The 22,526-nt window shown below is 32.7% G+C and carries 23 protein-coding genes and 2 tRNA genes; 18 read left to right on the plus strand and 7 right to left on the minus strand.

What is annotated here, in order from left to right:
* The first annotated feature begins 406 nt into the window (after positions 1-406).
* From J3E06_RS01215 to J3E06_RS01235, 5 genes are all read left to right on the plus strand, one after another.
* Complete coding sequence (locus J3E06_RS01215) at positions 407-1,408, plus strand: 50S ribosomal protein L3 (protein WP_013180497.1); 1,002 nt, start codon at positions 407-409, stop codon at positions 1,406-1,408.
* A 111-nt stretch (positions 1,409-1,519) separates the two neighbouring features.
* Positions 1,520-2,281 carry a 50S ribosomal protein L4 gene (gene rpl4p, locus J3E06_RS01220; protein WP_013180498.1) on the plus strand — a complete coding sequence of 254 codons (762 nt, stop codon included), beginning with the start codon at positions 1,520-1,522 and terminating at the stop codon, positions 2,279-2,281.
* A 224-nt stretch (positions 2,282-2,505) separates the two neighbouring features.
* Complete coding sequence (locus J3E06_RS01225) at positions 2,506-2,766, plus strand: 50S ribosomal protein L23 (RefSeq protein WP_013180499.1); 261 nt, start codon at positions 2,506-2,508, stop codon at positions 2,764-2,766.
* A gap of 205 nt (positions 2,767-2,971) precedes the next feature.
* Complete coding sequence (locus J3E06_RS01230; RefSeq protein WP_013180500.1) at positions 2,972-3,697, plus strand: 50S ribosomal protein L2; 726 nt, start codon at positions 2,972-2,974, stop codon at positions 3,695-3,697.
* A 79-nt stretch (positions 3,698-3,776) separates the two neighbouring features.
* Positions 3,777-4,259: a 30S ribosomal protein S19 gene (locus J3E06_RS01235; RefSeq protein WP_013180501.1), complete on the plus strand. Its 483-nt coding sequence runs from the start codon at positions 3,777-3,779 to the stop codon at positions 4,257-4,259.
* 121 nt (positions 4,260-4,380) lie between these two features.
* Here J3E06_RS01235 and J3E06_RS01240 read toward each other — a convergent pair whose 3' ends face one another.
* The 3 genes from J3E06_RS01240 to J3E06_RS01250 all read right to left on the minus strand — a co-directional run bounded on the left by J3E06_RS01240 (position 4,381) and on the right by J3E06_RS01250 (position 6,323).
* A complete protein-coding gene (locus J3E06_RS01240) occupies positions 4,381-4,545 on the minus strand; it encodes a hypothetical protein (protein WP_013180502.1) in 165 nt (54 codons plus the stop codon).
* Positions 4,546-4,635: 90 nt separating this feature from the next.
* On the minus strand, positions 4,636-5,331 hold the full coding sequence (gene npdG / locus J3E06_RS01245) for an NADPH-dependent F420 reductase (RefSeq protein ID WP_013180503.1): 696 nt from the start codon (positions 5,329-5,331) through the stop codon (positions 4,636-4,638).
* 122 nt (positions 5,332-5,453) lie between these two features.
* Entirely contained in the window at positions 5,454-6,323 is an 870-nt protein-coding gene (locus J3E06_RS01250) for a sugar phosphate isomerase/epimerase family protein (protein WP_013180504.1), read from the minus strand.
* A 218-nt stretch (positions 6,324-6,541) separates the two neighbouring features.
* On the opposite strand from J3E06_RS01250, the gene J3E06_RS01255 reads away from it, so the two are divergent.
* Positions 6,542-7,141, plus strand: a complete 600-nt coding sequence (locus J3E06_RS01255; protein WP_013180505.1) for a FumA C-terminus/TtdB family hydratase beta subunit — start codon at positions 6,542-6,544, stop codon at positions 7,139-7,141.
* An 80-nt stretch (positions 7,142-7,221) separates the two neighbouring features.
* Here the strand turns inward: J3E06_RS01255 and J3E06_RS01260 are convergent, their stop codons facing one another.
* The 3 genes from J3E06_RS01260 to J3E06_RS01270 all read right to left on the minus strand — a co-directional run bounded on the left by J3E06_RS01260 (position 7,222) and on the right by J3E06_RS01270 (position 9,718).
* Positions 7,222-8,574, minus strand: coding sequence for a signal recognition particle protein Srp54 (locus J3E06_RS01260; protein ID WP_013180506.1), 1,353 nt, complete (start codon positions 8,572-8,574; stop codon positions 7,222-7,224).
* A gap of 229 nt (positions 8,575-8,803) precedes the next feature.
* On the minus strand, positions 8,804-9,385 hold the full coding sequence (locus J3E06_RS01265; RefSeq protein WP_013180507.1) for a UbiX family flavin prenyltransferase: 582 nt from the start codon (positions 9,383-9,385) through the stop codon (positions 8,804-8,806).
* 248 nt (positions 9,386-9,633) lie between these two features.
* Positions 9,634-9,718 (minus strand) — tRNA-Leu (locus J3E06_RS01270).
* Between the two features lie 274 nt (positions 9,719-9,992).
* On the opposite strand from J3E06_RS01270, the gene J3E06_RS01275 reads away from it, so the two are divergent.
* Positions 9,993-10,107, plus strand: a tRNA-Met gene (locus J3E06_RS01275).
* A 129-nt stretch (positions 10,108-10,236) separates the two neighbouring features.
* Here the strand turns inward: J3E06_RS01275 and mmp10 are convergent.
* Complete coding sequence (mmp10, locus tag J3E06_RS01280) at positions 10,237-11,523, minus strand: methyl coenzyme M reductase-arginine methyltransferase Mmp10 (RefSeq protein WP_048187544.1); 1,287 nt, start codon at positions 11,521-11,523, stop codon at positions 10,237-10,239.
* Positions 11,524-12,247: 724 nt separating this feature from the next.
* On the opposite strand from mmp10, the gene mcrB reads away from it, so the two are divergent.
* The 11 genes from mcrB (at position 12,248) to mtrA (J3E06_RS01335) (ending at position 22,510) form a co-directional block, all read left to right on the plus strand.
* Complete coding sequence (mcrB, locus tag J3E06_RS01285) at positions 12,248-13,579, plus strand: coenzyme-B sulfoethylthiotransferase subunit beta (RefSeq protein WP_013180509.1); 1,332 nt, start codon at positions 12,248-12,250, stop codon at positions 13,577-13,579.
* Between the two features lie 190 nt (positions 13,580-13,769).
* Complete coding sequence (mcrD, locus tag J3E06_RS01290) at positions 13,770-14,249, plus strand: methyl-coenzyme M reductase operon protein D (RefSeq protein WP_013180510.1); 480 nt, start codon at positions 13,770-13,772, stop codon at positions 14,247-14,249.
* A 1-nt stretch (position 14,250) separates the two neighbouring features.
* A complete protein-coding gene (mcrC, locus tag J3E06_RS01295; RefSeq protein ID WP_013180511.1) occupies positions 14,251-14,844 on the plus strand; it encodes a methyl-coenzyme M reductase I operon protein C in 594 nt (197 codons plus the stop codon).
* 9 nt (positions 14,845-14,853) lie between these two features.
* Positions 14,854-15,639: a coenzyme-B sulfoethylthiotransferase subunit gamma gene (gene mcrG, locus J3E06_RS01300; RefSeq protein WP_013180512.1), complete on the plus strand. Its 786-nt coding sequence runs from the start codon at positions 14,854-14,856 to the stop codon at positions 15,637-15,639.
* A gap of 57 nt (positions 15,640-15,696) precedes the next feature.
* The gene (gene mcrA / locus J3E06_RS01305; protein ID WP_013180513.1) at positions 15,697-17,361 is read left to right on the plus strand and encodes a coenzyme-B sulfoethylthiotransferase subunit alpha; all 1,665 of its coding nucleotides are present in this window, start codon (positions 15,697-15,699) and stop codon (positions 17,359-17,361) included.
* A gap of 568 nt (positions 17,362-17,929) precedes the next feature.
* A complete protein-coding gene (gene mtrE / locus J3E06_RS01310; protein WP_013180514.1) occupies positions 17,930-18,838 on the plus strand; it encodes a tetrahydromethanopterin S-methyltransferase subunit E in 909 nt (302 codons plus the stop codon).
* A 22-nt stretch (positions 18,839-18,860) separates the two neighbouring features.
* Complete coding sequence (gene mtrD / locus J3E06_RS01315) at positions 18,861-19,571, plus strand: tetrahydromethanopterin S-methyltransferase subunit D (protein ID WP_013180515.1); 711 nt, start codon at positions 18,861-18,863, stop codon at positions 19,569-19,571.
* A 22-nt stretch (positions 19,572-19,593) separates the two neighbouring features.
* A complete protein-coding gene (mtrC, locus tag J3E06_RS01320; protein WP_013180516.1) occupies positions 19,594-20,385 on the plus strand; it encodes a tetrahydromethanopterin S-methyltransferase subunit MtrC in 792 nt (263 codons plus the stop codon).
* 9 nt (positions 20,386-20,394) lie between these two features.
* A complete protein-coding gene (locus tag J3E06_RS01325) occupies positions 20,395-20,721 on the plus strand; it encodes a tetrahydromethanopterin S-methyltransferase subunit B (RefSeq protein ID WP_013180517.1) in 327 nt (108 codons plus the stop codon).
* Positions 20,722-20,753: 32 nt separating this feature from the next.
* Complete coding sequence (gene mtrA / locus J3E06_RS01330) at positions 20,754-21,482, plus strand: tetrahydromethanopterin S-methyltransferase subunit A (RefSeq protein WP_013180518.1); 729 nt, start codon at positions 20,754-20,756, stop codon at positions 21,480-21,482.
* A gap of 266 nt (positions 21,483-21,748) precedes the next feature.
* A complete protein-coding gene (gene mtrA / locus J3E06_RS01335) occupies positions 21,749-22,510 on the plus strand; it encodes a tetrahydromethanopterin S-methyltransferase subunit A (RefSeq protein ID WP_013180519.1) in 762 nt (253 codons plus the stop codon).
* Positions 22,511-22,526: the final 16 nt, after the last annotated feature.

Raw genomic sequence — 22,526 nt, forward strand, 5'->3', positions numbered from 1 at the left:
TAATAACATATGGTTTATTACAATACTAACTTTTTGAGTAAACTTTATATATTGTGATACTCTACATTGATAGAGCAACTATATGGAAAACCTGAAAAGGCGTGAGCCATCAATAGGTTGCTTTTATTTTGCAATATTTTAAATATCTATAATATATAATATGTTAAAATATTTGAAAATAAACTTTCAAAAAACTTAAAACACTTATAAAAGCTATTAAAACTTAAATAAGTTGTTAGCTATTATTGTATATTTATTAAAGGTGTAAACACGCAATTTCATCAATATTTTAATATTTTAATGAAATGTCGTATAAATATACAATAAGTTAAAAAAGTAATTAATAACAATAACTGACGATAACCTAATAATTACACTATGGGGTTAATTATAAGGAGGTTAGAATATGGGTATGAAAAAAAATAGACCTCGTAGAGGTTCTTTAGCATTTAGCCCAAGAAAAAGAGCTAAAAGAATCGTTCCAAAAATCAGGTCATGGCCTGTTGACGAAAAAGTGAGACTCCAAGCTTACCCTGTATATAAAGCTGGTGTAACACACGCTTTATATGTTGAAAACAACCCAAAAAGTCCAAATGCTGAGCAAGAAGTAGCATCCCCTGTAACTGTTTTAGAAACTCCAAATATCACAATCGCTGGTATCAGAGTTTACAAAAAAGATACAAATGGATTAAAAGTATTGACAGAAGTTTGGGCTCCTGAATTAGACCAAGAATTAGCAAGAAAATTGACTGTTGCTAAAAAAGAATTGAAATCAGTTGATACATTAGACTCATTAATTAACGAAATTGTTGATGTAAGAGTAATTGTATACACAATTCCTAAAGAGACAGCAATAGCTAAGAAAAAACCTGAAGTAGTTGAAATTAGAGTTGGCGGCAGTAGCGTTGACGAAAGATTAAACTATGCAAAAGGTATTCTCGGTCAAAAATTGTCAATCAACGACGTATTTGAAGCTGGAGAAATCATCGATACTGTAGCTGTAACCAAAGGAAAAGGTTTCCAAGGTTCAGTTAAAAGATGGGGCATCAAAATACAATTTGGTAAACACCAAAGAAAAGGTGTAGGTAGACACACAGGTTCAATCGGTCCTTGGAGACCAAGAAGAGTTATGTGGTCAGTACCATTACCTGGTCAGATGGGTTTCCACCAAAGAACTGAATATAACAAAAGAATATTCAAAATTGGTGCAGAAGGAACAGAAGTTACACCGAAAGGTGGATTCTTAAACTACGGTGTACTTAAAAATGGATACGTTTTAGTAAAAGGTACCGTTCAAGGTCCTGCTAAAAGATTAGTTATGATAAGAGGCGCTATTAGAGCACCTGTTGATAAATTCGGATTACCTGAAATTACATACATCAGCACCGAATCAAAACAAGGAAACTAATCAAATTAACGTTTCAAATTAGATAGATTATGAATAATATATTCATTAACGCTAAGAAGAAAATTCATTAAATCAATCACCTATAAATAAAACACGAGCAGGTGTAAATTTATGAACGCAAAAATATTCAACTTAGATGGTTCTGAAAAAGGAGAAGTAGCAATACCATCCGTATTCAGTGCAGAATACAGACCTGACTTGATTAAAAGAGCTGTAATTTCATCATTGACCGCAAAATTACAACCAAAAGGTTCAAATTTATTAGCTGGTCATAGAACTTCCGCTAAATCAATCGGTAAAGGTCATGGTAGAGCAAGAGTTAGAAGAACCGCTCAAGGTGGTGGAGCATTTGTTCCTCAAGCTGTTGGCGGTAGAAGAGCACACGGACCTAAAGTAGAAAAGATTTTATTAGAAAGAATCAACAGAAAAGAAAGATTAAAAGCTTTACAAAGTGCTATTGCTGCAAGTGCAAACGTAGAAATTGTTAAAGCAAGAGGACACATCATACCTGATGTTCCGGCATTACCTTTAATCGTAAGTGAAGAATTCGAAAGTATTGTGAAAACAAAAGATGCTTTAGATGTATTCAAAGCTTTAAAATTAGATGCAGATTTAACGAGAGCTAAAGAAGGTATCTCAATTAAAGCTGGTAAAGGTAAATTAAGAGGAAGAAAATACAAAAAACCAAGAAGTGTTTTGGTTGTTGTATCAAAAGCTTGCGATGCTGTTAAAGCTTCCAAAAACATTGCAGGTGTTGATGTAATCACAGCTGATGACTTAGGTACTATGCACATAGCACCAGGTACTGCAGCAGGTAGATTAACACTCTGGACTGAAGGAGCTATCGAAGCATTAAGAGAAAAATTCGAATAATCATTCTATTTAATTTAATTAATTTATTATTCGATTATTTATCAATGGTTAAAAATTGCAAATTGCAACAAGTTGAATAAAATCTAATAAATTTAATCGAAATATGAAAATAGAAATATAATATTTTATTATAATTCTACATATGCGTATAAAATTTAAATTAGATTTGATTTGTCTTAAAGTTTGCAATTATTTGGTCAAAGTAGACTTTGAGGTGAATGGCAATGGATGCCTTTGACGTAATTAAAACACCTATTATCAGTGAAAAAACAATGAAACTGATAGAGGAAGAAAACAAGATTGTATTCTATGTGGAAAGGAAAGCCACAAAAGAAGACGTTAAAAAAGCTATGAAAGAGTTATTCGAAGTTGAAGCTAAAAGCATTAACACAGAAATAACCCCGAAAGGACTTAAAAAAGCTTACATTACATTAAAAGAAGAATATGATGCAAGTGAAGTAGCTGCAAACTTAGGTATTTACTAATTTTACTTAGCATTTTGCAAATATACGAAAAAGGAAATTCAGATAATTCGTTTATTGATAAACTATGCAATTCGCAATACGTTTGTTAAAAGATGAAAAAGTATTGAATTTCGCCCTAAGTGGTAAATCCTATCGTAAAAGATGAAAACAAGTAAAATCAGATTACTCAAACACACACTTGTAGATACAATCGATGGTGATATAAATGGGTAAAAGACTAATATCCCAAAATAGAGGTAGGGGGACTCCTAAATATACATCCCCATCTCACAAAAGAAAAGGCGCAGTTAAATACAGAGCATACGACGAATCAGAGAAAACCGGCAGTGTTGTAGGTGCTTTAATCGACGTATTACACGACCCTGGAAGAAGCGCTCCTGTTGGAAAAGTAAGATTTGAAAATGGTGAAGAAAGATTAGTTTTAATCCCTGAAGGTAAAAAAGTTGGGGATGAAATTGCTTGTGGTATCAGTGCAGAAATCAAGCCTGGTAACGTATTGCCTTTAGCTGAAATACCTGAAGGTATTCCTGTATACAACATTGAAACTATTCCTGGAGACGGTGGTAAATTAGTAAGAGCTGGTGGTTGCTACGCTCACGTTGTTTCACACGACGTAGGTAAAACAATTATCAAATTACCATCTGGATATCCAAAAGTTTTAAATCCATCATGTAGGGCTACAATTGGTGTAGTTGCTGGTGGTGGAAGAAAAGAAAAACCTCTTTTGAAAGCAGGTAAGAAATTCCACGCTTTAAGTGCTAAAGCTGTTGCTTGGCCAAGAGTTAGGGGTGTTGCAATGAACGCAGTAGACCACCCTTACGGGGGAGGTAGACACCAACACACAGGTAAACCTACAAGCGTTTCAAGACACACATCACCAGGTAGAAAAGTTGGTCACATAGCTTCAAGAAGAACTGGTGGCAAGAGATAATTGCGCTAATCAGTTAATCATTTATGCTTAAGATTAACAATTATAAAATGATTGATTATTATTACTAAGGTGAATAAACATGGCCAGACAAAAAAAGTTTAGTGGAAAAGGCGGCAAAAGAAAAAAGTCAACTAAACAAAATGTGGCTCCTAGAAGAAGAGTAGAATTCAAATACAAAGGATACACATTAGAACAGTTGCAAGAAATGCCTGTAAAGAAATTCATGGAAATAATTCCTTCAAGACAAAGAAGAACTATGAAAAGAGGAATTACTGCAAACCAAAGAAAATTGGTTATGAAAATTAAAAAGGCAAGAAAACTCGTAAATAGAGGAAAAGACCCAAGAGTTATCAGAACACACTGCAGAGACTTTGTGATTACTCCTGAAATGATTGGATTATCATTCGGTATTTACAACGGTAAAGCCTTCAAAGAAGTAAAATTAGTTGAAGAAGCTGTTGGTAGATTCTTAGGAGAATTTGCACCAACAAGAGCTGTAGTTCAACACGGTTCCCCAGGTATGGGTGCTACAAGAGGTTCAATGTTCGTACCGATTAAATAAGGTACTTACATACCCAAATCTTATTTTTTTCAATTTTTAAAACAAATTAAAACTACTTTAAAAAAATATTATAATATATTATTTAAGTTATATTACTTAATTTATATTATTTTTATATTATTTAATCGATAAATTCAGATATAAGGATTATTAGAATAATTCCCATAAAATAGTAATAAATTATATTGTATCCAATTTGAGGAATAAACAATATTGTAAAAGGTATTGTAAAAATACCCAAATAAATATATTTTTCCAAAAGATTATTTAAAACTTTTTTACCCATATAATCACTCGAACTTTAAATGAAACAACTAATATAAAACTAAAAAATAAAAATTTAAATAAAAATTTAAATAAAAAATAAAGTTAATTATTATAATTTACCTTCTAAACCTGTTATTCTCAATCCAGTTCCTTTAGCTTTGTATTTTATATTCAATTGAACTAAAAGCGGAGTTATCTGTTCGATATATCTTGAAATTTCTAATTTTCCGCAATCAATACCATTTACACCGTTGATTGTATTTGCAAGTTCCACAACTGTTTTATTTGCTTCTTTATCATCACCTGCAATCAATACATCACAATTGATAGGATTTTCTAAATCACATAAACACTTATGGCATACATTATGGAAACCACTTACCACAGTTGATTCTGGTAAATATGCTTGCACCATTTCAGCTACGGAGCCTTGTGGACAAGTGATTACTCTTGTAGGTTTATCTCCAAATGCACTTGCTAATGGAACCATTAAAGAAACTACTATTTTACCTTTTAAAGCGTCTTTCAAATCTTTTAATGTTGAAATAGTGTATTCAAACGGTAATGATAAAAGTACCACGTCAGCTTCTTTTGCAGCATCTAAATTTGTCATTGCATTTATAGATATGTTTTTTGTATCTTTTGATTGTACTGTGGATAAACGTTCCATTGCTTCTTTTGCAGCTTCGATTGCTTTTTCTTCTTTTCTTGAACCAATGATTACTTCATTAGCTTCATTCATTGCAAATCTCATTGCAAGACCTAATCCTTGGTCGCCTGTTCCGCCCAATATTGCTACTTTCATAATTTCACCGACTTAATCTTTTTGGTTAACTCATTGATACTGCATATTTAGATTATATTTACATAATACAATATTCATTATATAATTTACTGATAAATTAAATCAAATAAATTGATTAAGTATTAATTAATATCTTTCAAAATTTCTGATATAATACGCCTACTTTCAACTGCATCATCTATACTTCTACATTCCAAACTATAAATTCCGTTATAATTAATGTCGTTTAAGTTTGTAAAGACGGCTTCTAAATTAATATTACCCTCTTTTAGTTTAAGGTGAGAATCGTCAGTCCCATCATTATCGTGAATATGAGTATGAACTATACCTTTACCAATATTGTTTAATTCAGCGATGTAATCCTCAGTATTTAAGTTTGACAACTCTTTGCAAGTATTTGCATGACCAATATCGAATGTAATACCCAAACTATTTGAATCAATTCCTTTTGTAAGCAGTTCTAATTCTTCGGGTGTAGTTCCTAAAACACCAAAAAAGTTAGGCATATTTTCCAAACCGATTGTTATATCGTAAGTTTCAGCCACTTCCACTAATTTTTTTATCGAATTACTATTCCTTTCGATTACTCGCTCCTTATAATCTTTCCAAAGATATGGAATATAACCCGGGTGTACAGTCACGATTTTAGAGTTTGTTTTTGAAGCAAAATCTATTGCCTCGATTATACTGTCTACGGTCACTTTTGAAACCTTGTCATTTAATGAAGCAGGGTTTAAATCAGTAAATGGGGCGTGTACTACAGTTTCCAAACCTTTTTGACATTTTTTCATTTCACAATGTTTTAAATTTAAAATATTATCCATTTTACAGTCTGCTTCTGCGTGAGTACCTTCAAAAACTATTTCCCAAGAATCAAAGTTATATTTGCTTATTTTTTCTAAGGAAGATACTATATCATCGTGTATATATACAAGTGAAGATAATCCACACTTATTATTAAATTTACCAAAATTAAAAGATTGATTTTCCATTTTATCACTATAAATTTTAAAATTAATACATTTAAATAGTATTTCATTGCAATGAATGTATTTAATAGATTAAATATTATTGAATATCTTAAGTATATTAATAATTAAACTACATAATATAAAAAATATATTAATAATTATAAGTTATAATTAAAAATATAATTAAAAATACAGTAATAAGATTAGATATATAAATTAAATTATAAAACGGTGAAATTATGCAATATCATTTAAAAACCCCTATTTCAAAAGAAGATATTAAAAAATTAAACGTTGGAGATATTGTTTATTTATCTGGCAATATATGCACTGGGAGAGACGAAGCACATATTACTGCAATAGAAGAAGAAAAACCCCCTGTTGATTTAAAAAATGGCGTAATATATCACGCAGGCCCCATAATGAAACAGAAAAAGACAGAAACGGGAAAAACAACTGATGAATGGGAATGTGTGGCAATTGGTCCAACCACGTCAGCACGTATGAATAAAACTGAAAAAAAATTTATAGAAATTACTAATATTTCGGCGATTATCGGAAAAGGGGGAATGTCTGACGACTTATTAAGTGTTTTTGAAGAACATTCCGTCGTTTACTTATCAGCACCTGGTGGATGTGCTGCATTACTTGCAGAAAGTGTTAAAAAAGTTGAATCAGTCCATAAACTAAATTTGGGGATTCCAGAAGCTTTTTGGAGTTTAAAAGTTGAAGAATTTGGTCCTTTGGTTGTTTCGATGGATAGCCATTGTCAAAGTTTATATAAAAATGTAAATAAAAATGTTGAAAAAAATTTAAAAGAAATAAAAGAGTTAATTTAAAAATAAAATAATTTTTAGTTTATTAGCTTATTATTTTATTAATTTATTATTTTATTAATTTATTATTTTTATTAGTTTAATTATTCTTTATACATAATTTGTCTCATAATTTTACCCATTTGACCGCCCATTTTTAGCATTTTACCACGTTTTAAGTTTGAGAAAGCATTTTTAGTAGTTTGGTAATATTTTAATAATTCTTTTACCTCTTCCTGTTTTGCTCCTGCCCCTCTTGCAATTCTTTGCATTCGTGAAGTTTTAATTAGTTCTGGGTTTTCCTTTTCTTCTTCAGTCATAGAATCCATTAAAATTTTATAACGTTTCAATTTTTGCTCTGTTAAACTTGCTGCCTCTTTTGGCATTGATGCACCCATTCCTGGTATCATACTTAATATTTGTTTCATTGGCCCCATTTTTGAGATTGTTTCTAATTGGGAATATAATTCAACCAATGTAAACTTACCCTTAAGTATTGCTTCGATATCTTCTTCGTTTGCTTCTTCTACGATATCATCGGTTTTTTCAAGTAAACTGTCTAAATCACCCATACCTAAAAGTCGGGATATAAATTTTTTAGGTTCAAATGTTTCTAAATCGTCTACACCCTCACCAGTACCAATAAATTTAATAGGAGCGTTTATTTCAGCTACCGCACTTAAAGCACCACCACCTTTTGCAGAACCGTCTAATTTAGTAACTAAAATACTACCGATATCTTCCACGGCGTCCTTAAATGCTTTAGCTTGGTTTTTAGCCTGTTGTCCCAAAGTACCATCAATAACCAAAACAATTTCTTTTGGATTTAGTTCATCTTTTAATTCTTTCATTTCCGTTAAAAGACCAGATTCTTCTTTGTGCCTACCTGCAGTATCAATAATAAATACATCTGCTTTTTTTAGCTTATTTAAACCATCTTTAGCTATTTCTATAGGAGTTTTGGTTCTTGTTTCGTCACCATAAAGAGGAACATTTATTTTTTCAGCGAGCTGTTGTAATTGCTTATATGCCGCAGGTCTGTAAACATCTGCTGCAATTAAAGCGGGTTTTAAACCTCTTTTTTGGATTAATCTTGCTAATTTTGCGGAACTTGTAGTTTTACCACTCCCTTGGATACCAACCAACAAAATTATTGATTTTTTTGAAGGGTCTAAGTCTAACTTTTGAGGCTCATTTCCAATCAATTGTACAAGTTCATTGTAAACTATTTGGATAATGTGTTCCTTTTTTGTTAAACCTTTTGGAGGATTTTCTTCTATCGCTTTCTTTTCAATATCCTTACTCATTTTTAAAACAAGCTTAACATTAACGTCCGATTGAATTAAAGCTTTTTGGATATCCTTTATAACTTCTTTAATTAATTTTTTATCCACTAATGTTGCACTTTTTATTTTATTTAGTGCAGTTGAAATATTTTGACCCAATTTGTCAAGCATAATTTCACCAATTAATTATTACATATAAATATTACAGATTACTGTTTAAAATCCTAATACTTTTGATAAGTTTAATAATTTGATACGTTGATATTATGAGTATATTATTCAATATATTATATAATTATAATGATATTATTTTAAATTATAGTAAACTAATTAAATTAGTTTAAAAAAGAAATATGTTAAATTTCATATTATTAATGTTAATATTACTATTAATGTTAAATTATTCATCGCCCCAACGTTTAACTAAATTGTTTTTAACATCTAAAGTATCTAAAATTCGTCCCACAGTGAAATTTATAATATCATCGACTGTTTTAGGGAAACTATAAAATGCAGGTACTGGTGGCATTATAATTACACCCAATTTCGATAATTTAGTCATATTTTCCAAATGAATTGCATTTAAGGGTGTTTCTCGAGTAATCAACACTAATTTTCTGTGCTCTTTTAAACAAACATCACATACTCTTGCAATTAAATTGTCTGCATAACCATTTGCAACTGCTGAAACCGATTTCATAGAACAGGGTATCACTATAGCAGAATCAAATTTATGGGAGCCTGACGCTATCGGGGCATAAAAATCGTCTTCCAAATAATAATTATCCGCTAATTTATAAAATTCATCTATTTCTATATTTAATTCATATTTTATTGTAGAAATACCCATTTTTGAAACTACTAACGATGTGATTATCGAATCATCTTTTTTTAGCTCTTCCAACAACCTTTTTGCATAAATTGCACCACTGGCGCCTGTAATACATACTACAATTTCTTTTCTATTGTTTGAGTTTTCCATATTTTCAGCTCAATTTTTTCAAAATATAAGTTCTAAAATATAAAACAGTTTTAAAAAGTTTCTTTATCGTTATATTTATCTTATAAATTACAATATTATGTTTATTCGATAAATAAATTATAGCCAATATTTTGTAAAATATAATAATTTTGTAAAATATATTTACATATAATCATACTTATAATTATAAAATTATCAATAAATTATAAATTATAAATTATCTAAAAAAGCTCTGAGTTTAAAATATATGCGAGGGAAGGGATTCGAACCCTCGAACTCCTACGAGACTAGACCCTCAATCTAGCGCCTTTGACCAGGCTCGGCGACCCTCGCACTAAAACAGTGTATAATACATATTATGCTTGTTATACCGTAGTATATCAATTATTAATCATTATGAGGTATATAACTTAATTACATAGTTTAATCATATCTTTAAATATATATAGTTTTCGCTAAATAGTTTAAAAATAAATAGATTACTTAATAAATCCATAAACTTATATATTTGGGTATTTTACGTAATAGAAAACTATATATAGATGTTTTGAGTATGTTAAAGTAGCCAAGATGAATTAGTGGGTTTACGATGAAAAGGTGGAGATTTGCCGAGGTGGCTTAGGCTGGTTATAGCGCTCGGCTCATACGGAAAATACTCAGGGATTTAATTCCCTGGGTCCTGGGAAACCGAGAGGTCGGGGGTTCGAGTCCCCCCCTCGGCATTTTTATTTTAGGTAAATTAATTTGTATATTTGAATATACTAATAAAGAAAATTAAAAATTTAAAAAATAAAAGATAATCTAAAAAATAAGGTATAAAGAAAATTAAAAATAAAAAATAAAAAAATTAATTATTTACTTTTTATGGGAGTTCCAAAGAAATTTATTTTATCAATCAATTCATTAAAACATTCCTTTTCAAATTCTATTGCTTGCTCTTTTGTATAAACTCCACTAACTTCTCCATCGAGTGTTAATTTATCAACACCCCGTAATACGATTCTATCGCTTCCGTCTTTCTTTAATATATCTTCCATATCCCTATCGTGAACTAATGCTCTTGAAGGAATTAATACAGTATCCTTTAATTCAGTTAAATCAATTGTTTCTAAATCTTTTTTAGTAATAAGGTCTGAAATATCTTTATTAACTTTTATAACGTTTATCGGCGTATCTTTAAAAAGTTCTGAGAGGAATATATACGATACTGAACCCGTAATAATCGTTGCTTCGGATTTTATACTATTTTTTAAATTATTTATTGTTTCTTCATCTTTCATTATAGCAAATGGCGTATCAGTAATAGGGTCATAAACTGGCGTTCCTGAAAGTCTTACTTTATCCCCGTACGTATTGTACATTTCTTCTACAACATTTCTAAATTCCTCTATTGTTTGAACTTCAATCTCTTCAATTAAAGGCTCATTCTCAAATATCAACCCATTTTCTATTTTATTTGCAAATCTCATCAAAATTATAGCATTTGCACCCCAATCTATTAAATCGGATATTGTTTTTTTCAAAATTTCCCCATCATTAACGCCAGGAACTACAATTATGGCACAATGGGTTTCACAATGTTTACAGAAGTGCTTTAAACATTCGATTGAAACGTCAGGGTCTTTATCATTCATCCATTCTTTTCTAAGTTGTTTATCTGTTGCAAATACTGAAAATGTCACTTCATCAACGCCATAATCAACCATATTTTTTGCAGATTGCAAACTTTTTATTCCTTTTCCAGAAGTATAGCCTAAATGTATTTTTAAACCCATATTTGCTATTTCTCGGCAAAGTTCCTCCAAATAAGGGTAATAACTTGTATCCCCACCACTTGTGATATTTATTTTATCATATCGTTTAAACATTAAAGAGTCCTGTATTTGTTGAATTGCAAAAGGTAAAGGTATAAAATCGCCATTGATTTCCCTTATTGAGTTAGTACAATAATCACAACCTATACGGTAAGTACATTGTCCACAACCCAAAGGTTCAGGATTTTTGAAATTTACTTTTCTAAAATAGCAAAATTTACAAAAGCCCCCACAATTTTTACCCGGTTCTCCTTTTAAATCTATTAAAAGCTGTGTTTTTAAGTTGTCATTCTTTTGGTCGTTTTTTCGCTTCTCATTTGCCATTTGGAAAGGGTCAAAAAAGTCCATATCATTAAAATCGTTTAAATTATCAAAGTCAAAATTTTTCATAAAATCACATAAACATAATTGATTATCTGTAAGTATAATTTGATTGTAGTTTAATTATAATTTATTTATATTTTTATCATAATATTATTTATCATAATATTGTTATATTGAATATAAATTAATTGTTATTGAGTATAGGTAGGATATTACCAGGTATGGAATTACAAAGTATAATCAATCGTATGAATATATAATATTATATTACTAATTCATAATACTAAAATACGATAATTTAATACTTATAGGATGATTTGTAATACATTATTGAAAAATTTTTTATATATTCTCAATACTTCAGTTTAGTTTTAATTATTTTTGAAAGTATTAAAAAATCTTTAAAAAATAGGGGATGGTAATAAAAAACGCCTTGTTTGTAATATACTATCGAAAACGAATTATTTATGCGAATATTGATATAATACTTAAATTAAATATAATATTTAGATATTGGGATATAATAATTACATATTTTAAAAAAATCTTCTATTTTCATCTTAATTTTATATATTAAAGGCTAATTTTTCAATATTTTATCGCAAACTATTGTGTTAATTACATCAAATATATAAACTTTTCTATTTAAAGCTAATGAAAAAGTGAATATATACACATAGAGTAATGTTATGATGTATATATCAAAAAAATAGGAGTGATTCCTATGGTAAAGTATGAAGATAAGATATGTCTATTTGATGCGAAAGGAAACCAAGTAGCAGAAGATGTACCATTGGAAGCTATCAGCCCATTAAATAACCCAACTATAATGGGGATGGTTAAGAACATTAAAAGAACCGTGGCGGTTAACTTAGCTGGTGTTGAAGATTCATTGGCTAAAGGTAAAATCGGCGGTAAAGGTTGCCAGGTTCCTGGTAGAGCTATAGAGTTAGACGTTGTAAGTGATGCGGAAGCTATCGCTGACAAAGTAAAAAGCATATTACAAGTATCAGCTGGTGATGATACCGAAGTTAAGTTAATTAACGGCGGTAAACAAATGGCTGTGCAAGTACCTACAAAAAGATTAGATGTTGCTGCAGAATACTCAGTATCAATGTTAGCTACAGGTATGGCTTTAAAAGAAGCTATTATCACTAACTTCAACGTTGATATGTTTGACGGTTCAACAGTACACTCAGCTATCATGGGTCAATATCCACAAGATATGGACTACGCTGGTGGAAACATTGCATCATTATTAGGTGCTCCATCAAAATTAGAAGGTTTAGGATACGCTTTAAGAAATATCCCTGTAAACCACGCAGTAGCTACAACTAAAAAGAGCTTAATGAACGCTATCGCATTCTCATCAGTTTTAGAACAAACAGCTATGTTCGAAATGGGAGATGCAGTTGGTTCATTTGAAAGACAGCACTTATTAGGTTTAGCTTACCAAGGATTAAACGCTAACAACTTAGTGATTGAATTAGTTAAAGCTAATGCAAACGGTACAGTTGGTTCAGTTGTTAACAGTATCATTGAAAAAGCAATCGCAGATGGCGTTATTGTTGTAGACAAAACCTTAGGTTCAGGATTCAACATGTACAAACCTGCTGATGTAAACAAATGGAACGCATACGCTGCTGCTGGTTTAGTTGCTGCAGTTATGGTTAACTGTGGTGCTGCTAGAGCTGCACAAAACGTTGCTTCAACTATTTTATACTACAACGACATTATTGAGTACGAAACTGGTTTACCTGGTGTAGATTACGGTAGATCAATGGGTACTGCAGTAGGATTCTCATTCTTCTCACACTCTATTTACGGTGGTGGAGGACCAGGTATCTTCAACGGTAACCACGTTGTAACAAGACACTCAAAAGGATTTGCTATACCTCCTGTATGTGCAGCTATGTGTATGGACGCTGGTACACAGATGTTCTCACCTGAAAAAACTTCAGCATTAGTTGGTACAGTATACTCAGCATTTGATGAATTCAGAGAACCTTTAAAATACGTAATTGAAGGTGCTTTAGAAGTTCAAGATAAACTCTAATTAGATATTTGAATTTTATTAAATTATGACTAATAAATTCCGAAAATCTAATTTCTAAATTTTATATTACTGATAAAAATCGATTAAATTAGTAAAAATATAAAAAAGGACAATGATAAACTATAATTGTAAATTATATTATGAATTGTGTTTAATTATATTTTGAAATAATCGAATAATAGGTAAAAAAATGATTGAAATTGAAGTCTTTCCACATAGGTTCTTAAAAGCCACTACTACGGAAAAATTCCTAAATAGTGCTTATAAGTTAGAAACCGTTCAAAGAGTAATACTACATGGCGAATCCTTACCTCAAAAAGTTGGTTATGGACCTGCAAAAGGGGCACCCGTTAATCACAGTGAGAGGAAACTCATCAATGTGAATGGTGTCGAAGTTCAATTAACCTTACAAGTAGGTAGATTTTGGATATTATTAGACAATGAAAATGAATTGTCTAAAATTGATGAAATTTGTAATGAATTATTCCCATTCGGATACAGAGTATCAGAAGGAAGATTTATAAAAGATTCACCAACAGTTACTGACTACTTGAAATACGGTGAAAGTTTCGTAAATAGCATTGATAAAAGAATGCTTGGTGTTACAGACCCAAGAAGTAGATTTGAGAACTCCGTTTCACTTATTCCTAAAAGCGAAAAGGGTGAATAATTTGCCAGTAGGTAGGAGAGAGCAGATTGTTGACTGTAGAGCTGTAATGGGATTAGGCCAAGGTGGCGGATTAGCTCAGAGAGGAACCTTTGCTGAAGGTCTAAAAAATGATGTTGTAGTAGTTGCAATGTCACCCGGCAGACGACATATCACAAAACCTGTTTGCGAAATTACCTATGGAATCAGAGAATCTGGTATTCAAACAAGTGTACTTGTACTAAATGCAGGTAGCGGACTTCCAGCAGATGCACCAAATAGTTTAGGTTCAACTTTTGGTTTAAAACCTGAGGAAGTAGAGCAAGTAAATAGGCATAAATTATGCGTTATTCACTTTGGAAACGTTAAAAGCCACGTTGTTTATAAAGCAAGGTTGTTTTTAAGACACGTTAACATACCTACGATAGTTGTTTGCCAGACACCTATTGATATGGAAGACTTTGCTAAAATCGGAATTAAAACTGCTGATGTAATCCCAGTAGAACCTAAAACTAAAGGAACTATTGTTGAAATAGTTACTGGAGTTGTAAGAGGAGAATCATCACCACAATCTAAAATTGATGAAATTATTGAAAAAATAAAAAAACACTTGAAATAAGGTGATCTTATGGCATACAAGCCTCAGTTCTACCCTGGTGCAACAAAAGTTGCTGAGAACAGAAGAAATCACATTAACCCAGCGTTTGAATTGGAAAAATTAAGAGAAATTCCAGATGAAGATGTTGTTAAAATAATGGGTCACAGACAACCAGGTGAAGATTACAAAACCGTTCACCCACCTTTAGAAGAAATGGACTTAGCTGAAGACTACGTAAGAGATTTAGTAGAACCTATCAGCGGTGCAAAAGAAGGACACAGAATTAGATACATTCAGTTTGCAGACTCAATGTACTTTGCTCCATCACAACCATACGACAGATCAAGACTCTACATGTCAAGATTTAGAGGAGTAGATTGTGGTACATTATCAGGAAGACAAGTTGTTGAGTTAAGAGAAAGCAACTTGGAAGCTATCTCTAAAAACTACTTAGTTGACACAGAGTTATTTGACCCTGCTACAACAGGTATTAGAGGAGCTACTGTACACGGGCACTCATTAAGATTAGATGAAAACGGAGTAATGTTCGATGCATTACAAAGATACGAGTTTGACGAAGCAACAGGACACATATTATATGTTAAAGACCAGGTTGGAAGACCATTGGACGAACCTGTTGATGTAGGAGAACCAGTACCTCAAGAAAAATTAAAAGAAATTACAACAATCTACAGAAAAGATGGCGTTGCTATGAGAGACGACATGGAAGTTGTAGAAGTTGTTAAAAGAATACACAGAGCAAGAACACTTGGTGGATACTGTCCACTCAATGAAATCTTCGACGCATACTTATAATTAAATACACCACCCTTACGGGAGAAAAACCTCTCATAAATCTTGAGGTGAACCTATATGGAAGCTGAAAAAAGATTATTCTTAAAAGCATTAAAAGAAAAGTTTGAAGAAGACCCTAAAGAAAAATTCACCAAGTTCTATACATACGGTGGATGGCAACAATCAGAAAGGAAGAAAGAATTCTTTGCAGAAAACGAAAGAATTGTTGCTGAGAAAAGGGACGGAATTCCTATGTACAACCCAGATATTGGTGTACCTTTAGGACAAAGAAAATTAATGCCTTACAAAGTTTCAAACACTGATTCATATGTAGAAGGCGATGACTTACACTTTATGAACAACGCTGCAATCCAGCAATTATGGGACGATATCAGAAGAACTGTTATCGTAGGTATGGATACAGCTCACATGGTTCTTGAAAAAAGATTGGGTGTAGAAGTAACTCCTGAAACAATCAACGAGTACATGCACACAATTAACCACTCACTCCCAGGGGGAGCTGTTGTTCAAGAGCACATGGTAGAAGTTCACCCTTCATTAGCTTGGGACTGTTATGCTAAGATATTCACCGGTGACGATGAATTAGCTGACGAATTAGACGACAGATTTGTAATCAACATTAACAAATTGTTCCCTGAAGAACAAGCTGAAGAATTAAAAGCTGCTATCGGTAAAAAAACATACCAGGTATCAAGAGTACCTTCACTCGTTGGTAGAGTATGTGATGGTGGTACCATCTCAAGATGGTCTGCAATGCAAATTGGTATGTCTTTCATTACAGCATACAAATTATGTGCTGGGGAAGCTGCAATTGCTGATTTCTCATACGCTGCTAAGCACGCTGACGTTATTCAGATGGGTAATGCTTTACCTGGAAGAAGAGCAAGAGGTCCAAACGAACCTGGTGGAGTTAGATTCGGTATCTTATCAGATGTTGTACAAACAACAAGAGTTAGCGACGACCCTGTTGAGCAATCATTAGAGGTAGTTGCAACTGGTGCTGCTTTATACGACCAAATCTGGCTTGGTTCATACATGTCTGGTGGTGTAGGATTCACACAATATGCTACAGCATCATACACAGATGACATCTTAGATGACTTCTCATACTACGGATTAGACTACGTAGAGAAAAAATACGGAAGATGCGGAACAAAAGCTACAATGGATGTAGTTGAAGATATCGCTTCAGAAGTTACACTCTATGCATTAGAACAATACGATGAATACCCAGCATTATTAGAAGACCACTTCGGTGGCTCACAAAGAGCTGCTGTTGCTGCTGCTGCAGCTGGTATTTCAACATGTATGGCAACCGGTAACTCAAACGCTGGTGTTAACGGCTGGTACTTATCACAAATATTACACAAAGAATACCACAGCAGACTTGGATTCTACGGTTATGACTTACAAGACCAATGTGGTGCTTCAAACTCCTTAGCAATAAGAAACGACGAAGCTTCACCATTGGAATTAAGAGGTCCTAACTACCCTAACTATGCAATGAACGTAGGTCACCAAGGTGAATACGCTGGTATTGCACAGTCTGCACACTCAGCTAGAGGAGACGCATTCGCAACAAACGCATTAATTAAAGTTGCATTTGCTGACCCTTCATTAGTATTCGACTTCACTAAGCCAAGAAAAGAAATGGCTAGAGGTGCTTTGAGAGAATTCGAAGCTGCTGGTGAAAGAGACGCTATATTACCTGCTAAAATTTAATTTAGTAAATAATATGGTTTAAAAAAATTAAGGAAACCTTTTATGGTTTCCTTTTTTTATATATTTTAAAAATTGTTATGTAATAGATAACAATTATAATTAAAGTTAATCAAATTCAATTTTTGTTTAATAACTATGATATAAAAAAGTGTTAAAATTAATTATTTTTATTTGTATAATTTATTAGTCTTATGACATACGGATATGATACAAATTAAATCATAATATAATTATAATACTAAAAATAAAATATATGTTGATGTTAAATTTACGTAAAATTATGCAATATTAACATCTATTATTAATGAGTACATAGTACATTATAATATTTAAAAAGTAAAATATATTTAATAAAAAAATCTTTAATTAAATTAAAGAGTTTTTTAATTGTATTTTTGGATATTAACGTCATTTTACTTATTAATGAAATGGAAAGTAATATATATCATATAAATAAATAATATTTGAATAGTTAACACCATTAAATGTTTAAAGAAATGTTTAACGAATTCTTAAAATATTTAATTAACAAATAGCCAATATTACCTTAATCAATGAGGTGAAAGAAATGGATCCAACATTATTAACCCTTGGAGCCTTAGCCTTGGCAGGTGCTGCGGCAACTGTTTCAGGTTGTGCGGAAGACTTAGAATCAGATGTAGGTTCACAGTCAAACCCTAACTCTCAGGTGCAATTAGGTCCCCAAATGGGTAACATACACAGATATTTCAACAAAGCTATCTCCGGTGAACCTGTATCCTACGGTTTATACGTAGCGGTTGCAGGAGCTGTAGCATGGGCTTTAATGAATGCAGGATACAATCCAATCTTAGGTTTAATAGTAGGTTCAGGAGTAGGTGCAATTACTCACGGTGCATACTCATTAAGCGCATACTTAGGTAGGATTGTTGGTCAGTCCAAAAACTTCAACCAACCAGTTTATATGGACGTTATAAGTACACACATGGGTCCTATGATGGGACACGGTTTTATAGCAATTTTCACTATGTTATTAGCAGCTTACTTAGCTACATTAGCATTAGGTAATCCATTCCCATTGCCATTGGTAGCTTTAATCTTCGGTATCACAGTTGGTGCTATCGGTTCATCAACCGGGGATGTCCACTATGGTGCTGAAAGAGAATACCAAAAATACGCTTTCGGTGGTGGTATTCCTGTTGCTAACCAAGGTGACATTGATATTAAAGCAGAAACTGGTATTAGAAATGGTTTAGATTCATCATACTTCTGTTCAAGACTCGGAGGTCCATTAACCGGTCTCTGTTTCGGTTTAATTATCTTCTTAGATGGCTGGAGAACCGTTACAGGAAATATTATCGGCGATATAATGGGTGCAGACCTCGTTATCAAAGCTTTACTTGCAATTATATTAGGTGTTTTAATCGTAATTGCTACTGCAATTGTTAACAGAAAAGTAGAAGTATATGCAAGAAACAAGTACGGGCCATACAAATAATTAATAAAGTAATGGTGATAATATGGATATTTCAAGTATTATATTACCTCTTGTTGAAATCACCCTTGCAGGAGCAATTATCAACGCAAGTGTTCACTTTGTTCCAGTAGGTGGTGCACCAGCTGCGATGGCTACTTCAACTGGGGTAGGTACCGGTACAACACAGTTGGCTGCAGGTGCAGGTTTCACAGGTTTATTAGCAGCAGCAGGAATGGCTGCACAACCTGGCATAATAGCTAGCAATCCACTTCACGCACTTTTGATTATGTTATCAGGTGCTGTTGGTGCTATGATTATGTTAGGATTAACCATGTTAATAGGTCAGTTAATTTACGTTTACGGTGTTGGTATTGTACCAGCAGCAGATAAATGTGATATTGACCCCATCACAAAAGACCCACAAAGTGCATTTATCACTCCAGGTACAACTGGACACGGTATTCCAACAGTATGTTTCGTTAGTGGACTAATCGGAGCAGCTTTAGGAGGAATCGGTGGAGGAATGGCTTATGTAGGTCTTTTAGGATTAGGATTTACAATACCTGCAATTGCGGGAGTATTAGCAGTAGGATTCTTCTTTATGAATGCAGTTCTTGCTTCATATAACATTGGTGGTACCATTGAAGGTTTCCACGACCCTAAATTTAAGAAAATGCCTAACGGAGTTATTGCTTCAACAGTGTCATCATTAGTTGCAGCTTTAATATTAGTTGGAATGTCAATGGGACTTTAATTAAAAATTATGAGGTGTAATTATGTCACATGGTGGCGGAGGACACGCAGCAGAACTATTTCCTGAAACTCAAGTTCTAGGGATTGGTCTTGTACTAGCATTAATCGGAATGTATATTGCAAACTTTCTTCCAGAATATGCAATGTTAATAGGCGGAGCATTAACTGTTCCAGCGTGTGTAGCGGGAGCTAACACAACAAGAAAAGTAGCGGCATATGGTTTAGGTACTGGGGTTCCTTCAATTGGTATGGTAAGTTTAGGTATGGGTACAATATCAGCACTCGCAGCTGTATATTTACCAGTAGCTTTAGGAATCGACTCAATGGCAACACCAATAATTGCTGTTATCGTATCATTATTAATCGGTGCAATCGTAGGTAAATTAACACAAAACCCGGTAGGTATGAAAGTGCCTATTATTGTATCAAGTATGATAAAATTATCATTAATGGGTGCTTTATCAATTTTGGGATTCTGTACTGCTTTTGCAGGCGGATTTTCAGCAAAAGTATTCATTCCGGGTGCAATAGAAACAGGAATGATTGGTTTAGCATTTATTGCAGCAGGTATTGCAATTTTACACCCATTCAACGCATGTTTAGGACCTAACGAAAGTCACAGAAGAACAATGTACCTTGCAATTGCTTGTGGTTTATTAGCATGGTTAGTATTCGCAATTTCAAAATTAGATGCAATATCAGTTGTTATTTCAGCAGTTTTATGGGTTGCAACATACGCTATGTTTGTAAAAATGTCTTTGAACGATGCTTCAGATGTTTTATACACACCAGAATTGCCTAAGAAAGAAGAATAAGGTGATAAAATGGAAATTGTTAAAGTATGTCCTGATATAAACGTAGTATTGGACATCGATTCAGGTTTAATCGCAGAAATGAGAAAAGATATTCTTGTAACTGACTTAAAACCTGTTTCAGCAGAAATAGAACAATTAGAAAAACTTGCGATAGCATTGGAAAATTCATTAGACCCAAGAAACGCACCTATGAAATCATATGTTGGTAGAGAAGGTACGTACAAAATTGGAGGTTTATTCCAAGGAATGTTCTTCGGTTTCTGGATTGCCTTGTCAATTTTAATGCTCGCAGTATTCTTAATCATTAAAACGGATTTAAGCCTAATAGGTCTCTAAATTGTTTAATTTTGACACGGAGGTGCTAAAATATGGCAGATAAAAAAGCCCCTGCAACAGGATGGCCTGTTGCTAATGGTGAATATGTTGTAGGTAATCCTGAAAGCTGTGTAGCTGTTGTTACATTGGGTTCACACGGATTAGATGAAGCAGCTATCGAAGCAGGTGCAGCTATTTCAGGACCTTGCCACACAGAAAACTTGGGTATTGAAAAAGTTATCGTTAACTACATTTCAAATCCAAACATCAGATTTATGGTTGTGACAGGTTCAGAAGTTCAAGGACACATTACAGGACAATGTTTCAAAGCTCTCTATGAAAATGGAATTGGTGACGATGGTGGTATTATCGGCGCTAAAGGAGCTATTCCGTTCATGGAAAACGTTGGACAAGAACCAGTTGCAAGATTCCAAAATCAAATCGTTGAATTAATTGATATGATTGATTCAGAAGATAAAGGAAAAATTCAACAAACAGTTAAAGACTGTATCTCCAAAGACCCTGGTGCATTTGAGGAAGATGCTATGGTTATAGACCTTGAAGGTAAAGCAGGTGGGGCAGGAGAAGAAGAAGGTTCTTCAGTTAAAATAACATCTCCTGAAATGGCAATAATTGAATCAAGAATGAGAATAATCTCAAAACAAATTGAACAAGCTGCAATTGTTAACAAATACAACTCTGGGTATTATAACGGTAAAATCCAAGGTGTTGCAATAGGTTTATTCTTATCACTTCTTATATACAGTATGTTATTAATTTAATTATTAATTTAGCCAGTATTTAACCATTAAATTGATGATTAAATAATAATTAATGATAATTAAGGATAATTAAGGATAATTAATGATTAAAACTGTATATATGAATTAAACACGGATTGGTATCTAAATATATTAATAATTAATAATTAATAAAATATTAATAATAATTATGTTAAATTACCAATTAAAAGTTTGAAATTAATTAAGTTAAATATGTAAATACTAAATCAAACCAAACATATATGCCTTCCAGGAGGTGCTAAAATATGGCAGATAAAAAAGCCCCTGCAACAGGATGGCCTGTTGCTAATGGTGAATATGTTGTAGGTAATCCTGAAAGCTGTGTAGCTGTTGTTACATTGGGTTCACACGGATTAGATGAAGCAGCTATCGAAGCAGGTGCAGCTATTTCAGGACCTTGCCACACAGAAAACTTGGGTATTGAAAAAGTTATCGTTAACTACATTTCAAATCCAAACATCAGATTTATGGTTGTGACAGGTTCAGAAGTTCAAGGACACATTACAGGACAATGTTTCAAAGCTCTCTATGAAAATGGAATTGGTGACGATGGTGGTATTATCGGCGCTAAAGGAGCTATTCCGTTCATGGAAAACGTTGGACAAGAACCAGTTGCAAGATTCCAAAATCAAATCGTTGAATTAATTGATATGATTGATTCAGAAGATAAAGGAAAAATTCAACAAACAGTTAAAGACTGTATCTCCAAAGACCCTGGTGCATCAGAAGAAGATGCTATGGTTATAGACCTTGAAGGTAAAGCGGGAGAAGCGGGAGAAGATTCAGGCGATGGTTTTGCTATTGAAGGTATTCCTACAGTATCAGAACCAGATCTCGAATATGTAAAAAAATTAAATGAAAGTCTCGACTATAAAGTAGGACTTATCACAAGAGATTTGGGTCTCGCTTCTGGAGTTCAGTCTGAAAGTCTCACCGGTTTATTATATGGTACGATATTTGCGTTAGTATTTGTCGCAATACCATTAATATTAAAAATTGGATTATAAATATTGAGAAATTAAT

This window comes from Methanococcus voltae (genome assembly GCF_024807655.1).
Classification (GTDB): Archaea; AGJL01; Methanococci; order Methanococcales; family Methanococcaceae; genus Methanococcus; species Methanococcus voltae_D.